General features: G+C 43.3%; 23 protein-coding genes, 1 pseudogene, 1 riboswitch and 1 other annotated feature. Of the genes and pseudogenes, 18 read left to right on the top strand and 6 right to left on the bottom strand.

The genetic code is table 11. The features are described from left to right. Window positions 1-290: 290 nt before the first annotated feature. The 3 genes from LFYK43_RS05825 to LFYK43_RS05815 all read right to left on the bottom strand — a co-directional run bounded on the left by LFYK43_RS05825 (window position 291) and on the right by LFYK43_RS05815 (window position 2788). Window positions 291-932 (bottom strand): amino acid ABC transporter permease, encoded by a 642-nt coding sequence (locus LFYK43_RS05825; protein ID WP_124976348.1) that lies wholly within the window; start codon window positions 930-932, stop codon window positions 291-293. 208 nt (window positions 933-1140) lie between these two features. Continuing rightward, window positions 1141-1375, bottom strand: a binding site (T-box leader). Window positions 1376-1448: 73 nt separating this feature from the next. Continuing rightward, the gene (locus LFYK43_RS05820) at window positions 1449-2228 is read right to left on the bottom strand and encodes a hypothetical protein (RefSeq protein ID WP_229717979.1); all 780 of its coding nucleotides are present in this window, start codon (window positions 2226-2228) and stop codon (window positions 1449-1451) included. Then, window positions 2228-2788, bottom strand: coding sequence for a GNAT family N-acetyltransferase (locus LFYK43_RS05815; protein WP_124976346.1), 561 nt, complete (start codon window positions 2786-2788; stop codon window positions 2228-2230). Before LFYK43_RS05815 ends, LFYK43_RS05820 begins: the two co-directional genes overlap by 1 nt. Before the next feature lie 133 nt (window positions 2789-2921). Here LFYK43_RS05815 and LFYK43_RS05810 point away from each other — a divergent pair, with 133 nt between their 5' ends. The 16 genes and pseudogenes from LFYK43_RS05810 to LFYK43_RS05735 all read left to right on the top strand — a co-directional run bounded on the left by LFYK43_RS05810 (window position 2922) and on the right by LFYK43_RS05735 (window position 16375). Continuing rightward, the gene (locus LFYK43_RS05810) at window positions 2922-4091 is read left to right on the top strand and encodes an MFS transporter (protein WP_124976344.1); all 1170 of its coding nucleotides are present in this window, start codon (window positions 2922-2924) and stop codon (window positions 4089-4091) included. Window positions 4092-4096: 5 nt separating this feature from the next. Continuing rightward, window positions 4097-4363 carry an ACT domain-containing protein gene (locus LFYK43_RS05805; RefSeq protein ID WP_124976342.1) on the top strand — a complete coding sequence of 89 codons (267 nt, stop codon included), beginning with the start codon at window positions 4097-4099 and terminating at the stop codon, window positions 4361-4363. 34 nt (window positions 4364-4397) lie between these two features. Beyond that, the gene (locus LFYK43_RS12535) at window positions 4398-4544 is read left to right on the top strand and encodes a hypothetical protein (RefSeq protein WP_158609195.1); all 147 of its coding nucleotides are present in this window, start codon (window positions 4398-4400) and stop codon (window positions 4542-4544) included. 13 nt (window positions 4545-4557) lie between these two features. Further along, window positions 4558-5901: a PFL family protein gene (locus LFYK43_RS05800; protein WP_124976340.1), complete on the top strand. Its 1344-nt coding sequence runs from the start codon at window positions 4558-4560 to the stop codon at window positions 5899-5901. An 81-nt stretch (window positions 5902-5982) separates the two neighbouring features. After that, window positions 5983-6073, top strand: a riboswitch (TPP riboswitch). A 148-nt stretch (window positions 6074-6221) separates the two neighbouring features. Continuing rightward, window positions 6222-6794, top strand: a complete 573-nt coding sequence (locus LFYK43_RS05795; protein WP_124976338.1) for an ECF transporter S component — start codon at window positions 6222-6224, stop codon at window positions 6792-6794. A gap of 17 nt (window positions 6795-6811) precedes the next feature. Then, on the top strand, window positions 6812-8236 hold the full coding sequence (locus LFYK43_RS05790) for an ATP-binding cassette domain-containing protein (protein WP_124976336.1): 1425 nt from the start codon (window positions 6812-6814) through the stop codon (window positions 8234-8236). Next, window positions 8233-8889, top strand: coding sequence for an energy-coupling factor transporter transmembrane component T family protein (locus tag LFYK43_RS05785; RefSeq protein ID WP_124976334.1), 657 nt, complete (start codon window positions 8233-8235; stop codon window positions 8887-8889). The genes LFYK43_RS05790 and LFYK43_RS05785 overlap by 4 nt, the downstream gene beginning before the upstream one ends. Window positions 8890-8923: 34 nt before the next feature. Next, window positions 8924-9493 carry an energy-coupled thiamine transporter ThiT gene (gene thiT / locus LFYK43_RS05780; RefSeq protein ID WP_124976332.1) on the top strand — a complete coding sequence of 190 codons (570 nt, stop codon included), beginning with the start codon at window positions 8924-8926 and terminating at the stop codon, window positions 9491-9493. 114 nt (window positions 9494-9607) lie between these two features. Next, window positions 9608-10126 carry a hypothetical protein gene (locus LFYK43_RS05775; RefSeq protein ID WP_229717978.1) on the top strand — a complete coding sequence of 173 codons (519 nt, stop codon included), beginning with the start codon at window positions 9608-9610 and terminating at the stop codon, window positions 10124-10126. Window positions 10127-10228: 102 nt separating this feature from the next. Then, window positions 10229-11197: a phosphoglycerate dehydrogenase gene (locus tag LFYK43_RS05770; RefSeq protein ID WP_124976330.1), complete on the top strand. Its 969-nt coding sequence runs from the start codon at window positions 10229-10231 to the stop codon at window positions 11195-11197. A gap of 24 nt (window positions 11198-11221) precedes the next feature. Then, a complete protein-coding gene (locus tag LFYK43_RS05765) occupies window positions 11222-11692 on the top strand; it encodes a VanZ family protein (protein WP_124976328.1) in 471 nt (156 codons plus the stop codon). A gap of 15 nt (window positions 11693-11707) precedes the next feature. Further along, a complete protein-coding gene (locus LFYK43_RS05760) occupies window positions 11708-12256 on the top strand; it encodes a hypothetical protein (RefSeq protein ID WP_124976326.1) in 549 nt (182 codons plus the stop codon). A gap of 402 nt (window positions 12257-12658) precedes the next feature. Then, window positions 12659-13471 (top strand): annotated as a pseudogene (locus LFYK43_RS05750) (HAD-IIB family hydrolase). Between the two features lie 50 nt (window positions 13472-13521). After that, window positions 13522-14049, top strand: a complete 528-nt coding sequence (locus LFYK43_RS05745) for a GNAT family N-acetyltransferase (protein ID WP_124976320.1) — start codon at window positions 13522-13524, stop codon at window positions 14047-14049. 192 nt (window positions 14050-14241) lie between these two features. After that, window positions 14242-15456, top strand: a complete 1215-nt coding sequence (locus tag LFYK43_RS05740; protein WP_124976318.1) for an RNA-guided endonuclease TnpB family protein — start codon at window positions 14242-14244, stop codon at window positions 15454-15456. 358 nt (window positions 15457-15814) lie between these two features. After that, entirely contained in the window at window positions 15815-16375 is a 561-nt protein-coding gene (locus LFYK43_RS05735) for a GNAT family N-acetyltransferase (protein ID WP_124976316.1), read from the top strand. Between the two features lie 49 nt (window positions 16376-16424). On the opposite strand, the gene LFYK43_RS05730 is transcribed toward LFYK43_RS05735, so the two are convergent. Beyond that, on the bottom strand, window positions 16425-16727 hold the full coding sequence (locus LFYK43_RS05730; RefSeq protein ID WP_124976399.1) for a type II toxin-antitoxin system RelE/ParE family toxin: 303 nt from the start codon (window positions 16725-16727) through the stop codon (window positions 16425-16427). Then, window positions 16717-17001 carry a plasmid mobilization protein gene (locus LFYK43_RS05725; RefSeq protein ID WP_124976314.1) on the bottom strand — a complete coding sequence of 95 codons (285 nt, stop codon included), beginning with the start codon at window positions 16999-17001 and terminating at the stop codon, window positions 16717-16719. Before LFYK43_RS05725 ends, LFYK43_RS05730 begins: the two co-directional genes overlap by 11 nt. Window positions 17002-17403: 402 nt before the next feature. On the opposite strand from LFYK43_RS05725, the gene LFYK43_RS05720 reads away from it, so the two are divergent. Both LFYK43_RS05720 and LFYK43_RS05715 read left to right on the top strand, forming a co-directional pair. Next, complete coding sequence (locus LFYK43_RS05720) at window positions 17404-17778, top strand: bacteriocin immunity family protein (protein ID WP_124976312.1); 375 nt, start codon at window positions 17404-17406, stop codon at window positions 17776-17778. Window positions 17779-17987: 209 nt separating this feature from the next. Further along, the gene (locus tag LFYK43_RS05715; RefSeq protein WP_124976310.1) at window positions 17988-18311 is read left to right on the top strand and encodes a MoaF-related domain-containing protein; all 324 of its coding nucleotides are present in this window, start codon (window positions 17988-17990) and stop codon (window positions 18309-18311) included. 175 nt (window positions 18312-18486) lie between these two features. On the opposite strand, the gene LFYK43_RS05710 is transcribed toward LFYK43_RS05715, so the two are convergent. Further along, on the bottom strand, window positions 18487-18900 hold a 414-nt coding region (locus tag LFYK43_RS05710), incomplete at its 5' end, for a transposase (RefSeq protein ID WP_174713969.1).

Genomic DNA, 18900 nt, shown 5'->3' with positions numbered 1-18900 from the left:
AACAGAGTGGAGCGAGGCGTTTAGAAGATGAGCACTAACGGACTTCAGACGATAATGCGGTTTTCAGCATTGTTGGATGAAGTAGGTTAGGCGCAATCTTCTGCCTCGTGGAACTCGACTAAGAAAAACAGAGCGGAATCAGGCGCCCAGAAGGTGAGCACTAGCAGACTTTGGCATTATAGTGCGGTTTTTGCACTATGATGACGAAGTTAGCTAGGCGGAACCTTTTGCCTGATGTAGCTCGACTAAGAAAACAGAGTGGAGCGGGGCGCTCAGAAGGTTAGTACTCATTACTTCCACTTAGCATAGTGTTGTTCGACCTTCCGCAGTGCGTAGGCAGCAATTCCTGTCATGAACAGGTAAACCACCCCAACGAGGACTAATGGGATCAGCGTTACATCTCTGGCGGTCGCAACGTTTCCTGCTCGCAGCAAGTCTCCTAGGCCGATCACATAAACGAGTGAGGTATCTTTGACCAGATTCACAACTTCATTTCCAATTGAAGGGATCACGATCTTGACCACCTGAGGGATCACGATATGTAGCAGTGTTTGAGTTCTGGTCAAACGTAAAACTTTGGCACTTTCGAATTGACCCGCTGGGATCGCCTGGAAGCCGCCCCGAAAAATTTCTGCAAAGTAAGCAGTGTAATTCAAGATAAAAGCAAAAATAGCCGCATCATAACGTTGGAAGATAATGCCCACGATCGGTAAACCGTAGAAGACAAAAATCAGCTGCAGCAACAGAGGTGTGCCACGCATGATCCAAACGTAAAACTTCAAGACGGCTTTTAGCGGCTTAAATTTAGAAGTCAGGCCCAGGCTGACGATGATACCTAAGGGAATAGAAGCAACTAAGGTCCAGAAAAAGATTTTGAGAGACATCCAAGCCCCTGAAATGAGCGATGGAGCAATTTGTTCAATATAGTTCATAAAGATCCTCCTTTTTTTGAAAGCAGCGGCTGGGGTAAATAAAAACAGCCGTCCTTTTGCATCAAAACTGATACAAAAGGACGACTGCTGTCGTGGTCCCACCTTTTTTCGTTACATGCTCGCACATGCAACCTCGGCGAGTTTGTTCACATTAAATTTTACGATAAGGCCGGAAAAATAAAAAAGCCGCCTTCCTAGGCCAAAAGCCTAAGAGGACGACGTATCGCGGTTCCACCTCACGTTTATCATTTGCTCGCACAAATGAACTCACTAAGTTTAATATGATCAAACTCACGCGCTAACGGGGCAACCGGAATTTCTTACTGTAAGGTTTCAGAAAATCAACTGACAGGTGTGATTCGCTGCAAAACAACATATACCATTCCCAGCACCAGGTACTCTCTGAATGCGTCTGCAACTACTAGTCTGCTCTTTGTTTTTAATGATTATTTAATGTTGAATTCCATTATAGACGTTCAAAAGAAGATGTCAAGGGAAATTAACAAAATAGTTGAATCAACTGACCACGGTCCATTCATTGATCGATTTACCGTTCTCATCTTTGAGCTGCAGCCAGCTGTTTGTTCCGGCAAAATATAAGAATAGCCCGACCTCATTGACACTTTTCAAGACAATATCTGCAGTCGTATAACCATCTTTGAACTCAGCTTGATGTTCACTGCGTAATTTTTGCGCAAAGCGGGCTGAAAAGCCGACACTGCCGTCTTTATTTAAAGGCACTTCTGTTTTGAGTTTGGCGCCGGCCTTGATCAGCATTTCAGTGCGCTTTTGCCAGAAAACGGTGGCTTTGCTGTCGGAATGATCCACATAAAAGGGGATAGCAGCAATCTCTTTAGTCCATTTGTGCCGTGGCTTGCCGCCTTTCTTCTTTTGATCCTGCCCGAGGCTATAGCCAAACCTTTGCAAAACCAGTTGGACATCTTGTGAGATTTGAGCTGTCAGAGCTGCCAGGTTTTGGGGAATTTTTTCTTCCTCTAGTTCGGTCAAATGGCCGGCCTGATGGGCAGCTTGAATCAGCTGACGTTTAAGATAGGTTGGTTCGGTCTGCCAATCTGTTGAGCTGATCACGATCAGTGTTTTCTTTAGGTCCTTAGCGGTGGGTGCTGTTTCTGTGATCAGATCCACTTGGTTTTTGGCAGTTGTCAGATAAATCGCCTGTGTCGGTTGGGGCGTTTGCTTAAGGTCAGACTGGGTAATTGTGATAGTCAACCTGTGCTGGTCTAAAAGGATCTCTGTAGATTTTTCAGTTAACGTGACCCGTAAATTCAGTACCATTATCTTTTCTCCTCACGTTTTTCCCAATCCGATCTTAAAAGCGACCAGACATTGCCGTCATGGTAACCGTCAGCCAGCAATTCATTGGCGCGCATGGTTCCGTCCAAATGAAAACCGGCTTTTTTAGCGACTTGATTACTGGGGGCGTTTTCGACCGCGGCTTCGATGACGATCTTATTGACCTGATAATCCTGAAAGCCGATAGCACACATCCCGGCTACTGCGCGGTGCATAATGTTTTTGTGACTGTATTTCGTCCCTAGCCAATAGCCGATCTCGGTACTCTGGGCTAGTGGGTTGAAACGATTAAAGCTGATCATCCCTGCGGTTTGACCCTGGTACAAAATCACAACATTCAATGATTCCCCGGTCGCAAAATGCTGGACCACTGTAGTTAAGAAAGCCTCTTCGTCAGCAGCAGCTTGCATTTTGGGGACCCAAGGCAGCCAAGGTGCTAGTTCGCTGCGACTTTCATCGACCAACTCAAATAACGGTTGTGCGTCGAGTTTAGGGCGTGGGAGAGCAAGGCTGATTTCCTCATCGATTTGATATGTAAACATAAAAACACCTCCAGAGAGTATATTTGTAAATAACTATAACTGGCTGTTGCAAAATTAGCAATAAGTCAGTACGATAGCAACAATAGTAAAAAATCATACACTTAGCTGTGTAATGGAAGGTAGATCATGTTGTGTGAAGAATAAGTTCGTCTTGTTAGCGGATATGTTTGTCAATATGGGGATCGGGCTGATCATGCCGATCACGACACTTTTTGTACATAACTCATTAGGCAAAAGTTTAGTTGTTGCTGGATATGTGCTGCTGGGATTTTCGGGGGCGATGACGCTGGGAAATCTCGCCGGCGGCCGCATGTTTGATGCGTGGAACCAAAAGGCAACCATGTATACTGGCGGTGGGCTGGTAGTCGGGGCACTTTGCTTACTGGCGGCATTTCCAGTTTGGCCGCTGTACCCGATCTTGCTTGCTTTCTATGGCTTTGGTCTGGGCATTTTGAATTCGGCAGTCAACGGCTACCTGGCTTTTTTGCAAAAAAGCGATGCGAATATCTTTAATAACGGCTATTGGTTCGCCAATATCGGAATGGCCATTTCAACCTTGCTAGCGGGGTATTTGTTTGATATCAACATTCGCTTGATTTTTGGACTGGCCGCGCTGCTTTTTACCACTACCGTTGTTTTGATCAGGTTGAAATTTCAAGATTTCAGCGTCAAACAAACTGCGCCCCAGCTGACCCAAGGATCCCATAAAGAATTCAGCAATTTACTGGCGATTTTTCTGGTCTGTTTGATTATGATCACGATTTGGATCTGTTACGAGCAGTGGAACAGCAACGTTTCAGTTTTGATGACTGATATGGGGATCTCCGTGCGTAAATACAGCATGTTATTTACGATCAGCACGGTTGAGATCTTAGTCTTGCAGCCGATCTTGACTAGGCTTTTTTCAAATACTTTTCGCTCTGACAAAATGCGGGTCGTGTTAGGCGTGATTTTCTTTGCCTGTTCCTATTTGACAATTGCTTCAGCCCAATTATACTGGCAATTCGTTTTAGGGATCACCTTTGTCTCGGTCGGAGAAATTCTGGCTTTGACCGCGATCCCGATCCTGTTGAACCGCTATGCAACAGATCGAGATCGGGGAACGATTCAGTCTTTAGGCAGCTTGTCAGGTTCACTCGGTCGGGCATTGGGCCCCTTATCCGGCGGATGGCTGATCACGATGCTGGGGTATGACAAAACATTTATAGTGTTCTTTGGGGCACATCTTCTTTTGCTGGTACTCCTGGCCTTCATCCGTCGGCCAGCTGGAGCGAGTCAAGTCACTAACGAACAGAAAGGATAGATCTTATGAAGGCGATCTTAACAACAATTGGGACAGATAAAGTTGGCATTATTGCCGGAGTCAGTCGGTATTTGGCTGACCATGAAATTAATATTTTAGATGTTTCACAGACGATCATGGGCGGCAACTTTACGATGATGATGATGGTTGCGTTGCCTGATACTGCAGATTTTCAGAAGTTGACTGCGCAGTTAAACGACTTGGGGCAAGAGTTGGGTGTTGAAATCAACATCCGAAACGAGCAGCTTTATCGGTCGATGCACCAGTTGTAAAAAATTCCATTGATAGCATTTATGTGGAGAGTACTTGGTCAAAGAAGGAACCAGACAGGGGAAGTCTGGTTCCAAGTTTACCAAAGAAGGAACCAGACGAGGAAAGTCTGGAGCCAACTTGGTCAAAGAAGCTGCTAGAAAAAGGTCTGAGCTGACCTTGTCAGAATATCATTCGTTTTGAAAGGAAGTCACTCATGGAAACTGAAAATATTCTTGAAACGATCAAAATGATCTCCGATGAAAACTTGGATGTCCGCACTATTACGATGTCGATCTCTTTGCTAGATTGCATAGACAGTGATAGTGACATTGCTTGTCGTAAAATTTATGAAAAAATTACCACTACCGCGCGGGATCTGGTTAAAGTTGGACAGCAAATCGAAAACGAGTACGGGATCCCGATCATTAACAAAAGGGTAACCGTGACTCCAATTGCGATCGTTGCTGCCGCCAGTCACGACCATGATTATGTTAAATATGCCAAAACCTTGGATCGTGCAGCACATGAAATCGGGATCGATTTTATCGGCGGTTACTCGGCTCTTGTCCAAAAAGGCTTCCAGAAAGGCGATCGGACGCTGCTTTCGTCTTTGCCCGAGGCTTTGGCTGAAACTGAGCTTGTCTGTGCTTCGGTCAATGTCGGTTCAACTCGTTCTGGGATCAACATGGATGCCGTCGCACAAATGGGCGAGATCATTGTCGAGACGTCCCAAAAGGATGTGATGGGCAATGCCAAAATGGTCGTTTTCTGCAACGCCGTTGAGGATAATCCGTTTATGGCGGGCGGGTTTCAAGGAGTGAGTGAACCCGATGTTGTCATTAACGTTGGTGTTTCAGGCCCTGGCGTTGTCAAAGCAGCTTTAGAACAGGTCAAAGGACAATCGATGGATGTCGTGGCGGAAACGATCAAGAAGACTGCTTTCAAAGTCACTCGGATGGGACAGTTAGTTGGTACTTTGGCTGCTGAAAGGTTGGGTTTTCCATTTGGGATCGTTGACCTGTCGCTGGCACCGACCCCGGCTGTTGGTGACTCGGTTGCTCAGATCCTGGAAGAGATTGGCCTGGAATCTGTTGGGACCCACGGCACGACGGCGGCTTTGGCAATGTTAAATGATGCCGTCAAAAAGGGCGGGATCATGGCCTGCAGTCATGTTGGCGGACTCTCTGGTGCTTTCATCCCCGTTTCAGAGGACGCAGGCATGATCAAAGCAGCCGCCGCTGGAAGTTTGAACATCGAAAAGCTTGAGGCAATGACAGCCGTTTGTTCTGTCGGTCTCGATATGATTGCGATCCCGGGCGATACTCCGGCTTCAACGATCAGTGCGATGATTGCTGACGAAGCGGCAATTGGGATGATCAACAACAAGACAACTGCGGTCAGGGTGATCCCAGTGCCGGGCAAAGGCGTGGGAGACACCGTTGAATTTGGCGGTCTGCTCGGGCACGCTCCAATTATGGCAGTTAACCAGGCAGGCGCTGCTGAAATGATCCAGCGGGGCGGTACGATTCCGGCGCCGATCCATAGTTTTAAAAACTAGCTTTATTTCTCGCCAACAGCAGAGCAAGTATTTGCTTTTATGCTGGACAAGGTTTATTATTACACTTGTTATTTTAAAATTTAAAAACATCTGGGGTGCCATTAGGCTGAGAAAAGACCCATTGAACCTGATACGGTTAATACCGGCGAAGGGAGTCAGTTTTATCTGGTCGCATTGCGCGAATGTTAATGATAATTAATGATCTCTTTTGGTGGATTCTGCCAGGAGAGATTTTTTTATTATGATTTTGCAGTCCGCGTTTACGGGCATCTTTGGCGTTTTCTCAGTCTGGCAGCCTCTCAGGTGGTGAGGAGAGAGAAATGAACAAAACACGTAACAACGCCTGGCATTTGCGGGATGTGATCTTACTGACACTAGTGGCGATCCTGACTGGTGTCTTGTATTTCGGAGTAGTTTTTCTGTATAACGCTTTAAGCGTCGCCTTGACTCCACTAGGTCTTGCACCTTTTGGCAACGATTTGATCTTAGGCCTGTGGACCTTGGCAGCCCCGCTAGCTGCCTGCCTATTGCAAAAAATTGGCTCCGCCACGATCGGTGAAATTTTAGCCTCTGCGGTGGAAGCCATCATGGGCGGCCAGTGGGGGATCAGTACTCTGATCTCCGGCTTTATTCAGGGGATCGGCTCTGAACTTGGCTTCACTTTTACCGCCTACAAACGCTACGATATGGTCAGTTTATCCTTATCAGCTCTGACCACCACGATCGTGACTTTTACCTGGGATCTTTTCCAGCAAGGTTATGCCGCCTATCACTTATGGATGATCATTGCTTTGTTCTTTACCCGTCTGCTCTCAATTTGGCTATTTGGCGCCTTACTGGTCCATGCAGTCGTGAAGTTGTTGGAACGTTCGCACATGCTTCGGGCTGAATAACTTAGAGGAGAAGCCAATTGAGTTACATTGACGTTACTGATTTAACTTTTTCTTATGTTCAAGGCGGACAGCAAATTCTGCAAGACCAGCAGCTCAGGTTTGACCAAGGGACTTTTAACGTGTTGACTGGACCGTCTGGGTCAGGCAAATCAACTTTTCTGCGCTTATTATGCGGGTTATTTCCGCAATTTACCGGGCACTTGTTGGCAGGAAAAATCTTGCTGGACGGACAGGATGTCGGGCAAATGTCAGTTACACAACGGGCACGAAAAATTGCCTTGCTCTTTCAAGTCCCGTCTGAGCAGTTTGCCATGCCGACACCGCGCGAAGAGTTGGTTTTTACCTTAGAAAATTTGCGCACGGATCCAGCTGAGATCCCGACTCGACTTGAACGGGTTTTGGCATTTACTGGAACAACGCAGTTTGCCGACCGTAAATTTACCACTTTATCGGGTGGTGAGCAGCAGCGTGCAGCTTTGTCGGTAATTCTGGCATTAGACGCTGATATTATTTTATTGGATGAACCTTTTGCCAACGTGGACCCGCAAACCAGGGCGTTCTTGCTTAAAAGATTGGCTGCTTTAGTTTCAGAGCAGGGCAAAACAGTCATCATTTCTGATCATGACCTGACTGACTATCAATTTGTAGCCGACTATCTGTATGTTTTGGATCCTGCAAAAAAACAGATCCACCTGGCTGACCCAGCAGAAAGAGCTCAACGTTTTAAAGCCTTTGATCAGCAAAAGCACCAAGCAGTGGCGGTTGATTTGCCTCAGAAAGATGGGCCAGTGGAATTTGCCCTGCATGATTTTGCCACAGGCTATCAGCAAAATTTGCTCAGCCAAAAACAATTCCAATTGTTTCAGGGACATTTAACGGTTTTTACCGGTCCAAACGGTGTCGGTAAGTCTACTTTGTTCAATGCGATCGCTAAGCTTCAAGGCTATCGAGGGTCCTTGACCTGGCATGAACAAGAAATTGCCAAACTAAAGGCCAAACATTATAACCGAAAAGTTGCTTTGGTTTTTCAGAATCCTGTCAGTCAGTTTATGCAAGTGACCGTTAAGGAAGAACTTGAATTGAGCTTGAAAAATCGTTTGGCAAATGGCTGGACCAAAGACCAGGTTCAAGCTGCCCTGGTTGACTTGGACCTAGCCGGTCGGCAAGAACAGGTCGTCTACCAGTTAAGCGAGGGGCAGAAACGCAAACTGCAAATTTTATTGATGTTGTTGTTGGGCGTGCCGACCTTGCTGCTAGATGAACCATTAACTGGGTTGGACTTAGTTTCAGCTAACAAGATCATGGGTTATTTGCAGCGAGCTGTGAAAACCGAAGGCAAAACAGTGATCATGATCAGCCACCAGCTGACCAATCTCGCCCAGTATGCTGATTACCATATCAAATTAGATCACAAAGAATTATCTTACGAGGCGACGCTATGAATCCAACAGTCTTATTAGCCGTAGTTCTTGTCTGCGGGATCGAATTGTCGTTTGCCCGCGTGATCACTGCGAATCTGCTGGTGATCATCGTTGGGGTCGTGGTGTTAGTCTACAAGCATGCCGGCTGGCGGACCTATTTGCGGTTACTTTTAGTTCCGCTCTTGCCTGCGCTTGGAGTCTGGTTTTCGATGGCATATTTTGCTGTCGATCATCAACTGCACTATGCCTGGGTCTTGGCAACGCGGATCTACGCCTACTCATTTTTAGGTGCGATCTTCACCTTTTCGACCACAGTGAGTCGAACGCTTGCCTCCCTGGAACAAAACGCACACCTGCCAACGACATTTGTCTACGGCATGCTAGCGGCGCTAAATTTTGTTCCTAAAATCAGAAGTGAAGTGACGACGATCAAGGCTAGTGCACAGATGCGGGGGATCACTTTGCATTTCTGGTCGCCGCAGCTGATGTTTAAAGGGATCTTGGCAGCACTGAAATGGTCAGAAAGTTTAGCTGAAGCAATGACCTCACATGGCTTTGCTGAAAATCAGCCGCGCACACATTATCTGGTTATTCAGATCCCAAAATGGAATTACTTCGCTGCAATCTTGACTTTAGCTATTTTTCAAATTTTTATTTTTTCAGCTTGGCCGTAAAATAATGGCTGGGCATTGTTTAGGAGGAGAAGTTATGTCACAAACCAAAAGCAATACTCGTCTTTTGACCGAAACTGCCATTATGGCAGCTTTGTCGATCGTTTTAAGTTATATCGTGGTCTTCAGAATGCCCCAAGGCGGCAGTGTTTCATTAGTTTTAGTGCCGCTGATCTTTCTTTCATTGCGGCGCGGACCCTTGTGGGGGTGTGCTGCTGGTGTGATCTGCGGTGTTGTGCAGTTGATGTTTGGCGGTTCGTTCCTGAATCCGATCCAAGTTTTGTTTGATTATGTCTTGTCATTTGGCACGGTCGGCTTGTGCGGCTTTTTTGCGCGTCCTTTCCAAGCAGCAGCTGATAACCGGGAACATGGCAAAATTTTCTGGTATAGCTTGGCTGCTAGTTTTGTCGGCGGTTTTATGGCCTATGTCAATAACGTGATTTCCGGGATCGTCTTTTACGGTGAGTACACACCTAAAGGCCAGTCGGTTTTTGCTTATTCCACGATCTATAATGCGACCTATATGATCCCTGAGGCTCTAGCTGCCATGCTGGTTGTTTGGCTGTTAGCTGACCGGGTCCCAAAACTTTTTGTACCAAACAAATAAATCAGTTAAGGCAGAGCTGCTTGAAATTTAGCCCTGCCTTTTTGCTTGTGCAAAAATGGGCATACGGTTAAATTTTTGGATAAAAATGCTATAATAAAGGTGGAAATCAGTTAGATGGAAGGGGCAATTATTATGGCCGTTGAAAAAGTTAGTCTCGCCTTTGGACCGGAAAAAGGATTACGCCTGCAACAGGAGAAGTATCCTGACCGTGACTTAAAGTTACTCAAATCAGTAACGGATGAAAATAAATTCTTACTGTTAGACTCCTCGAATCAGAAAAGTGTTTTTCATGCGGGTTTAAACTATGAGACCAGACACGAAATTGGCGAAGAAACGTGGCAAGGTTTCTACGAATTTCGCTATTTTACGCTGGGGACTCAGCAAAAAGATCTGCTAGCTTCGATCGTGCAGAAATGGGAGAATAACTACCAGATCCCAGCAGGGTTGCGTTACAGTCTGATTTTGCGGGATGAAAAGAAGAACCTGCAGTACTTGATGTTAAATGTCTGGAATTCTGAACTCGACTTTTTCGACTGGAACACAGCAGACTCGAATCAAATTAACCAGTTTGGCTATAATGAAAACAAAAAGCCTTATATCGCGCACTTTGAACCTGCACCTGCCAAGCGCTAGGCGAAAAGTATTTAGAAAAGACTGCTAAAGAGTGGCACAAGGCCGTTCTCTAGCAGTCTTTTTGCGGGTTAGTGTATAATGAATTTTACGAGGTGATCCGGAATGAAAATTTTAGTTTTAGGCGGGAACTTGATCCATGAAGGTGCTAATGAAGCTTTCGCTCAGTTTGAAGAGCGGACCGAAGATCAAGTTATTTTTGCCAATGAAAGTTTAACCGATGAAGAATTAAGCCAAGTCGATATCGTGCTTGGAAATAAGGCTGAAATGGTCGAGCGGATCCTTAGTTTACCGCATTCGCGCTTGAAGTGGATCCAGGCTTTTTCGGCTGGGGTCGACTATTATCCGCTAGCAAAATTTGCCCACCAAGGCATCTTGCTGTCCAATGCGAGCGGGATCCATGCTGAACCGATCGCGGAAACTGTTTTTGGGATCATGCTCAGCCAAATGCGCGGGATAAAAGAAGCTGTCTTAAATCAGGCTGATAGTAAATGGGATCCTTCTGCTGGTAAATTTACCTTGTTGTCCGGTAAGAAAATGGTAGTCTTTGGAACTGGCCATATTGGCAGCAGGATCGGCGAATTGGGGCAGGCCTTCAAGATGGAGACGATAGGGATCAACCATTCTGGGCATGCGGCAGCAGGGTTTAACTCAACTCTGCCGATCAGTGAAGCTGCAGATCCTGCAATCGTCCAGGCAGATGTGATCGTGAACGCCTTGCCGCTGACCAAGGAAACGAAGGGCTTTTATGACCAGAAGTTTTTTGCCAAATTAAAGCGCAGTCCCTTGTTTGTTAATATTGGACGCGGACCGAGCGTAGTGACAGCAGATCTGATCAGTGCCTTAGAAAACGGGCAAGTCGGTGAGGCTGGGTTAGACGTCGCAGACCCAGAGCCATTGCCGGCAGACAGCCCTTTGTGGCAGATGCCAAATGTTTTGATCACTCCGCATGTTTCGGGCTCTTACAGTAATTATGTTGAGGGAGTGCTGGAAATTTTTGAAGAAAACCTCCGGCAGTATCATCAAGACGGCACGCTGGTTAGAAATGAAGTTGACCTGCAAAAGGGTTATTAAAGGCAGAAAGTTGGAGTAATTATTTTGGAACAAAAAAAGAAGTCAGTCCGGATCGTTCTCTGGCTGGCTTTTATCTTTTACATATTAGCGGTCGGCTACCTTTGCTTTTCGCCGACGTTACCGCTGGTGATCCCAGCCAATAATCCAGTGCCCTATATTTATTTAGGAAAAGCACCATTTATCTGGTTACCATTTGCGGAAATGCTGGACATTCAGTTTTACTTGAATGTGTTGATGACAGTACCATTTGGCGTCTTTACTGCTCTGCTAGTCAGAAAACCTCTTTCACTTTGGCGAAGTGCTGGGTTGGGCATCGTAGTGGGGGGCTTGATCGAATCAACCCAGTTGATCTTGGATAACCTGCAGCTGACCAGCCGCTGGGTCGACATTAATGATGTCATTGCCAATGCATTAGGGGTCTTTGCCGGTTACCTTGTTCTTGTCTGGATCAAAGGGGTTATTCAGCGGTGCATCCACGGTGCGGACGGGAACTAAAGATGTGTTTTGTTGATGGAAGCTGGGATTTATGGTAAGTCTTTTTTGTTAAGATTTAAAAATATAAATAGAGGTATTTTAATGAAAATCCTGAATTATTTACGAGCATCTGCAAAAATTGAAGCCGATTTTGATAAAAAACAAAGCTTTCAAAAATATCGAAGGTCATTATTTTTAGTTATTATCTTGGTTGTTTTAGTTACGATCAACCTGGGGATTAACCTGCACTTAAGACAAACGAAATTTGATTCGGCAAAGTTTTATTTTTATGAAAAATCTGAGTACGTTCATGTTGGTTATCATGGCTTTTTTGAAGATAGTTACTACCAACGCGCACCTGCACGCAATGTAGTTGAACGCCATGTAAGACGATTGTTAGAAATAAAAGATCAGCTTTGGTATTTTTATACCTTTGGGTCGATTATGTTTCTATTTCAGTTACCAGCATCATGGTCAGGTAAACACGTATGGCCTAAAACTGCTAAACATATAGTACTGGGGCTGTTTGGTATTAGTTTAATACTCGCTTTGTATGCTTCAAATTTGCTTGTTTTACCTTCTTAAGCAAATTTAAGGTGAATCTCAAAAAAGAAGGTTAAGTCGGTTTTAGTTTTTTTGATTGCAGCAGCTTTTACAACTTTGTACATATATCAGGTGATTAGAAGCTTTTAGCAGTTAAGAAGTTTGCACGAAGTTTTCTTGTGCTTATTAAGGGGACTTTTAAACGTCTGTGCGATGAGCATAGCGAATGTAGGTGAACGTGAGGGTGTTTTTTTCTCGGTCATTTTTAAGCAAAGATACTGAGCGAGGTCTTTGTCCTTTGGCCCTTTGTATTAATAAAACCTCTTTATGCGGCTGAACCCGCTTGATATAATTAAGCTTCAGCAATTATTGTGGGACATTTTACGCACTTATGTGAGTTTTTTGGTTTCAGTACAATAACTTTGAAGGCTTATTTGTGAGTGAATGGCCCTTTTATTTTTGGAGGAAGAAATGAAATTTGTATTTGATATTGATGGAACAATCAGCTTTAATGGTCAAAAAATTGAAAAGCCAATCGTAAGAGCGATTAATAGTATCTCTAATAATGGTAAAAATGCCATTTTTGCTTCTGCCAGACCCATTAGAGACTTACTTCCACTTGTAAGAGGTTTTTAAAACTCAACTTTAATTGGCGGTAACGGTTCAATCGTTTCGGCCCAAGGCAAAATAGAAACCATGGAGCAGATAGCATCAAACGATTTCCAACTCATCAAAGATCTTATCGCAGCAAACAACTTGGATTACATTGTTGATGATACCTGGAACTACTCCGCTCGAGTTAGTCCAAAAAACAAAATATTAAAGCAATTAGACCCTGAACACTTTGCTGAAAATATTTCCATTGAAGAAATAAACAAGCCAATTAAAATTATTTTACTGAATTTAAAGCCTACGTTATTTGACAGCTTGTATAAAATGTTAAAAAACAACACTAGCCTAGCTATAATCAGGCATCAAGGGGAAAACAATCTTGATTTGACTGCGACAGGAATTAATAAGTATACAACCTTGCAACGTTTATTACCAAAAAAGGAATATATAGCTTTCGGTAATGATGCCAATGACACAATTTTGTTGAACCATGCATATAAAAGCGTGTGGGTCGGACAGCTAGATGGTGCAAATAAAAGTGGTGTTTTTCAGCCGAATTTTATTTGCTCTCCTAATGCAAATAGTCTTGTTTCTATCATTAACCGAGTAGGTTCATTATCTGAAGAACTGGCAAGGGAAAAGTGATTAAGGGGTCGATTTAAAATGATTAAACATTACAAAATTTGGAGGAGCAGATGAAAGTTACTTTAAAAGAACTAAAAACTAACGAATTATCAGATTTTTGGAACCTCGCTTTTAGTGACACTAATGCTGAATGGACAAAGTGGAATGGTCCGTACTTTCACGATCAACTACCCGCAAAAAAGGAGTTTGTTGATTCAACAAAGGACAATAACTATGTGCAAAACCCTTTTCGTAAAGTTATATGGGTGGATGGTCAAATGGTGGGAATGGTTTCTGCCTATTATGACGATGAACCATTAAACCAATGGCTAGATGTTGGCCTTACCGTGTATCAGCAAGACCAATGGAAACATGGTATAGGCAAGGCTGCTCTAACACAATGGATAGACGAGTTGTTTGAGACGGTCCCACTACCACATATAGGATTAACAACATGGTCGGGAAATTATCGGATGATAGCTCTAGCAGAAAGTCTTGGATTGAAAAAAGAAGCCGAGGTTAGGCAGGTTCGCTACTGGCAGGGAAGATACTGGGACTCTATCAAATACGGTGTTTTGCGTTCAGAATGGAAGAAATAATCAAAGATGAAAGCTTCCACGGGAATTATCAACTTTCTTGAAATTTTTGACTTAGATTTTGGCGACAAGCCCCCGACTTCAGTCGGGGGAAGGATAGCCGTAGCGTGCTTAGCACGCTAATACCACTAAATGCGGTCAAGCCTTGCTTAGAACTGACAATGTGCTATCTTAAATTAAAAGGCGGTGAAATCAATGACTTTGAAAGCTTTTAAAATGCGCTTATATCCAAACCAAAAACAAATTAAGCAAATTAAGCAGACTTTTGGTTCAACCCGTTTTGTGTGGAACCAAATGTTGGCTAGGCAAAGTGCAAGGCACAAGAATAATCCAAACGCTAAGTATCAAAATAATTATGCAATGGACTTAATGCTAACAACGCTAAAAGCAGAATATCCGTGGTTAAAAGACGTGGACAACACAGCACTACAAGCAACTAACAGTAATCTGCACGACGCTTTTCAGCGTTTCTTCAACAAGAAATTAAGTAATGGCTATCCATGCTTTAAAAGTAAGAAAAACTATGCGCAAAGCTACACGACTAAAAACAACGGTCAAAGTATCAAAGTCATTGATGACCACCACTTGAAACTGCCGAAACTAGGGAAAGTCTATTTTCGTGCCGGTCGTATTTTGACCGGCAAAGTCAAACGGGCAACCGTCCGTATCAACTCGCAAGGACAATATTACGCAATCGTTTTGGTTGAGAGCGAAAAACAAGTTCTCAAGCCCAAAACAAAGCAGGTTGTCGGTATCGACCTTGGTTTAGATAGTTTGATGATTTTGTCTAACGGGCAAAAAGTCAACATGGTGCATTTTGATAATGACGCTAAACAGCAAATTAGAGTGTGGGAGCGCAAAACAGCTCGTCGGCGCCAAAACGCACTCAAGGAAATTGCCTTTGATAAGCACGAAAAGGTCTTGTTTCCACGTACTAGTTTGCGTCAATTTCCACGTTACCAACAAGCCCGTCTGACAGTGGCAAAGCTCAAACGGCAGGTCAGTGACCGCCGAAACGATAAACTGCAAAAACTGACCACGCAATTAGTGCAAGGTTACGACGTGATTGTGGTGGAAAAACTCAACACGCAAGGTATGTTGAAAAACCACCACCTTGCTCGGGCAATTTCCAACGCTGGTTGGGGAAACTTGGTCAGAATGTTGCAGTATAAATGCGACTGGTACGGGAAACAACTAATCATAGTAGACCCGAAATATACGAGCAGGATATGCAGTGCTTGTGGGCAACACAACCACCAATTTGATGGTTTAAGTCAACATGAGTGGTTAGCCGTGCGTGAGTGGCAGTGCCCGACTTGCGGAACCCACTTAGACCGTGACCTTAATGCTAGTCAAAACATTCTTAAACGTGGACTAGCTCAAATTGAAAAAGAAAAAGCACTAGCCTAAGCTAGTGCCTATAAAAATAAGGCACGGGACGTGCCGTGGTAAATAGCAGTGACCGCTATCTGTTTAGAGAAATCTAGCTGACAAGTTTGCTGTGTTCCCAGAATCCACCCTTTTTAAAGGGTGGTAGTTCAAAGTCAGGTGAAAAAACACACTTATTTTGGGAATTTCTGCTTAGACAAATTATGCGCTGGAAACTGAATTTGTCTCTAGAGAAGCAAAGGGTGCAGGAAATTAAATTTTGGGTCTATTTGTGAGTAGTAGGCCTTATGTTTATGTACTCATTTGTAGCATTGTTATCCATACACTCTTGTTATATTATTAGAAATAAATATATTCTTGAGACTACCGGGGGAAAAACATGTTTACATATCAAATTGACGATGAAGTCAGCCTTGCAATACCAAGACCAACCCAAGATTCTGAAATTCTTTTTAACTTGATTGATAAAGACCGTACCGAATTAAGTACTTGGTTACCTTGGGTAAAATTCGTAAAAAGCAGTGAAGACGAAGAAGGTTCACTTAAAGAAGCTTTACAGAATTATGCAAACGGCAAAGCGTTAGATACGATCATTTTCTACCAAAACAAAATTGCTGGTATGATAAGCTTTAACAGTTTTGATGAAAGTAATAAAAAAGCTGAAATAGGCTATTGGCTCAGTCCTGATTTTGTGGGAAAAGGTATCATGCACCGTGCAGTGACTGGTATGTGTGATCTTGGTTTTAAAGAATATAACCTGCACAAAATTGAGCTTTTAACAGCTAAGGACAATGATCGCAGTAATCATGTGGCAAAAAAAGCAGGCTTTCACCTAGACGGAGAAGTACGTTCAGTAGAGTTATTGGCTGACGGTTTTCATGACGGCTATCTTTGGACCTTACTTGAAGACGAATGGATCATTAAAAAGGCAGACATTTAGGGTTAATAGTAGCCCCTGATTATAAGCTAAATCAGGGGCTTTATCTTTCCTATTGTGTCAAAATTTCATGTGGGCCAGTGGTGACCAACAATAAAACCAACTCTTCGTGATCGAGTTTATAAACTACGATCCAGCCATCATATTGCTTACCATAGCTGCCATAACGAGCAGGATGAAATTCCCGATATCCGTGCCACTTACCTTGGAGGGCATGGTCTTTGATCTGTTTCAAAGTTTGCCGATCTTGTGCAATGATTGCTGCTAAACATGGCTTTAATACTTTAATTGGATACTGTTTTTTGTTGAGCCGTTTTAATTCTCGTTCAAATGCTTTGGTTGCCTTAATTTTCATCTTCATCTAGTTGCTCGATCCAATCATCGAAATCAGCCAAAGATCCAATCTCTGTCACTGCGCCATTTTCAGCCTCTTGTTTGGCTGCCAAAGCCTCAGGAGAATTGAGAAAACTAATTAAGCGTACCTCATTATTGGCCGCTTTAACCAATGAAAGACGAATATATTCTGAAACAGTTAAACCTTGTTTAGCTAGATTTTCTTTGGCACGCTCACTAACTTCTGACGTGACACGGGTTGAAACAGTTTTATTTTTAATTGGTGCCTTACTCATTTAAATCGCCTCTTTTGTTTACGATCGTATTACATAATTTATTATAACCAAAATTATTCAGTCTAGCAAACACAAACCAAGGGGCGGTAACATGGCGTAAAAAATCTCTCTAATCAAAGATTTCAATTTTTTAACGCAAGTGCAACGTTGTTGATTGGAGAGTAATTTTATCAGTTAATGCGAAATGTCGCTGGCCTTGTAAACATAGCTTAGCTTGAACCCAGACCGAGCACAGGAAGAATGATCATCCATTCAACATCCAGGTCTAACTGTAAGATTGGACTGGCCATGTATTTTTTGAACAACAATAGCGCAGCCATGGTCATGATTTGTTCTAGCTTAAATCAAGCCAGGATGAAGAAAGGTTAAATATTATCGACTTTGGGTAAAAGGTGATACCATGTGGATAATAAACTAAAAGAGGCGGGGCTGCTGATGAGTGAAAACAAAGAAAAAAAGCTGATGGACATGATGAGCACAGCCTATGATGACACTGAAGTGACTAAATGTCCTGATTTAATGGAACTCTTGCTGAAAAGTGCGACCGAACTCAACAACGAAGAGCCCTATATTAAAGTAGTCACTCAATTAGGCCGGGGTATCTCTGATCATTACATGAAAAACGGGAGGAACTTGCCGAATGTTATGACAGCCATTTACCACTTTATTCAACCCGACATGAAAGAAGGCAGTATTAACAATGCCGCCCTGAGACAAAAAGCAATTGGCTATGGCATTGCCTCTATGCCGGCAATGTTTGGCTTTTTTTCAAATTAAATTTGATGTCATTAGTCATTATAGAAGAGGCGAGCTAAAGGAAAAATAGCTTGCTGATTTTTTGTGTTTTGAAATTTCAAATTAGGACTATTGAAAAACTCCATCTATAGGTATTTTCTTTTACTAAGAAACATTCACTTACTTATTGTAAGTTAAAAGCGAAAGGTGTACAGTAGAGATAAGATAAAAATAGGTGGAGGATGATTGTTATGACAGCACAGAATATTATTGGCAAAACATATTTGTATGATTTTGGTGAAGGTTCAAAATATCAGTTGCATTTCGTCGATGAAACCCATTTGGAAGTCACGGTCGTTGAAGATGGTTTCTATGCCCCAGGTACGATCAATCATTTCGAGATCGAAATCACGGATCTAGCAGAAGGGCTTGCAATGATCACTTGGACCGAAGAGGAAAGTAAAAATACCGTGACTCATGTTGATGACTTCAACAAGTTAGTTAGCTACACCAATATTACCAGTGTCCCGAACAATGAATTCTGGCGCTTAAAAGGTCAGATCATCCCGCAATAAGAGCTCCTAAGTTCTGCCTGGAAATTTACCAAACCGAATAATATGTATCGTATGAACTCAAAAGCCCCAACCTAAAGCAGATAGGTTGGGGCTTTTTAAATGAAAAACTGGCTCTTCGTCAAGTGGTACTGATGGGGAATGATATTTAAAATTTCAAAAAATTGGTATAGCTTGATCAAGCTGCCTGTTCCTGAATGGGACGGGTGGCTTTTTTGATCTCTCTGCGCATATTCATGCTTAAAAAACTGGTCTTTAATGCCAGGAGAATACGCAGGCGGAAGTTGGCAAAGTTTCTAAAGCCATAGGCAGTCTTCTTGATAACCTTGATTTTGTTGTTGGTGCCTTCAACCGGGCCGTTTGAATATGAGGTTTTGAAGCTGTTGACGATCTCATCAAAGTGTTCGAGCAGGGTTTTATTGACTTTTTTCATTACCTCAGGCAGTTCCTGGGTCTCATTTAAGAGCTCCTTCAATAAGACTGCATCCTTGCGGTGTACAGCCAGTAAAAGCTCTTGATAGTACTTGTAAGCCTGAGCTAGCTCAGGAGACATTTTCAAAAGCCGGTCGACAACTTCTGAATCAGTCAACAA

Source organism: Ligilactobacillus salitolerans (genome assembly GCF_003864415.1).
Taxonomy (GTDB): Bacteria; Bacillota; Bacilli; order Lactobacillales; family Lactobacillaceae; genus Ligilactobacillus; species Ligilactobacillus salitolerans.
Note: the sequence above shows the minus strand (reverse complement) of the source record. Positions and strands in the feature narration are given on the sequence as shown.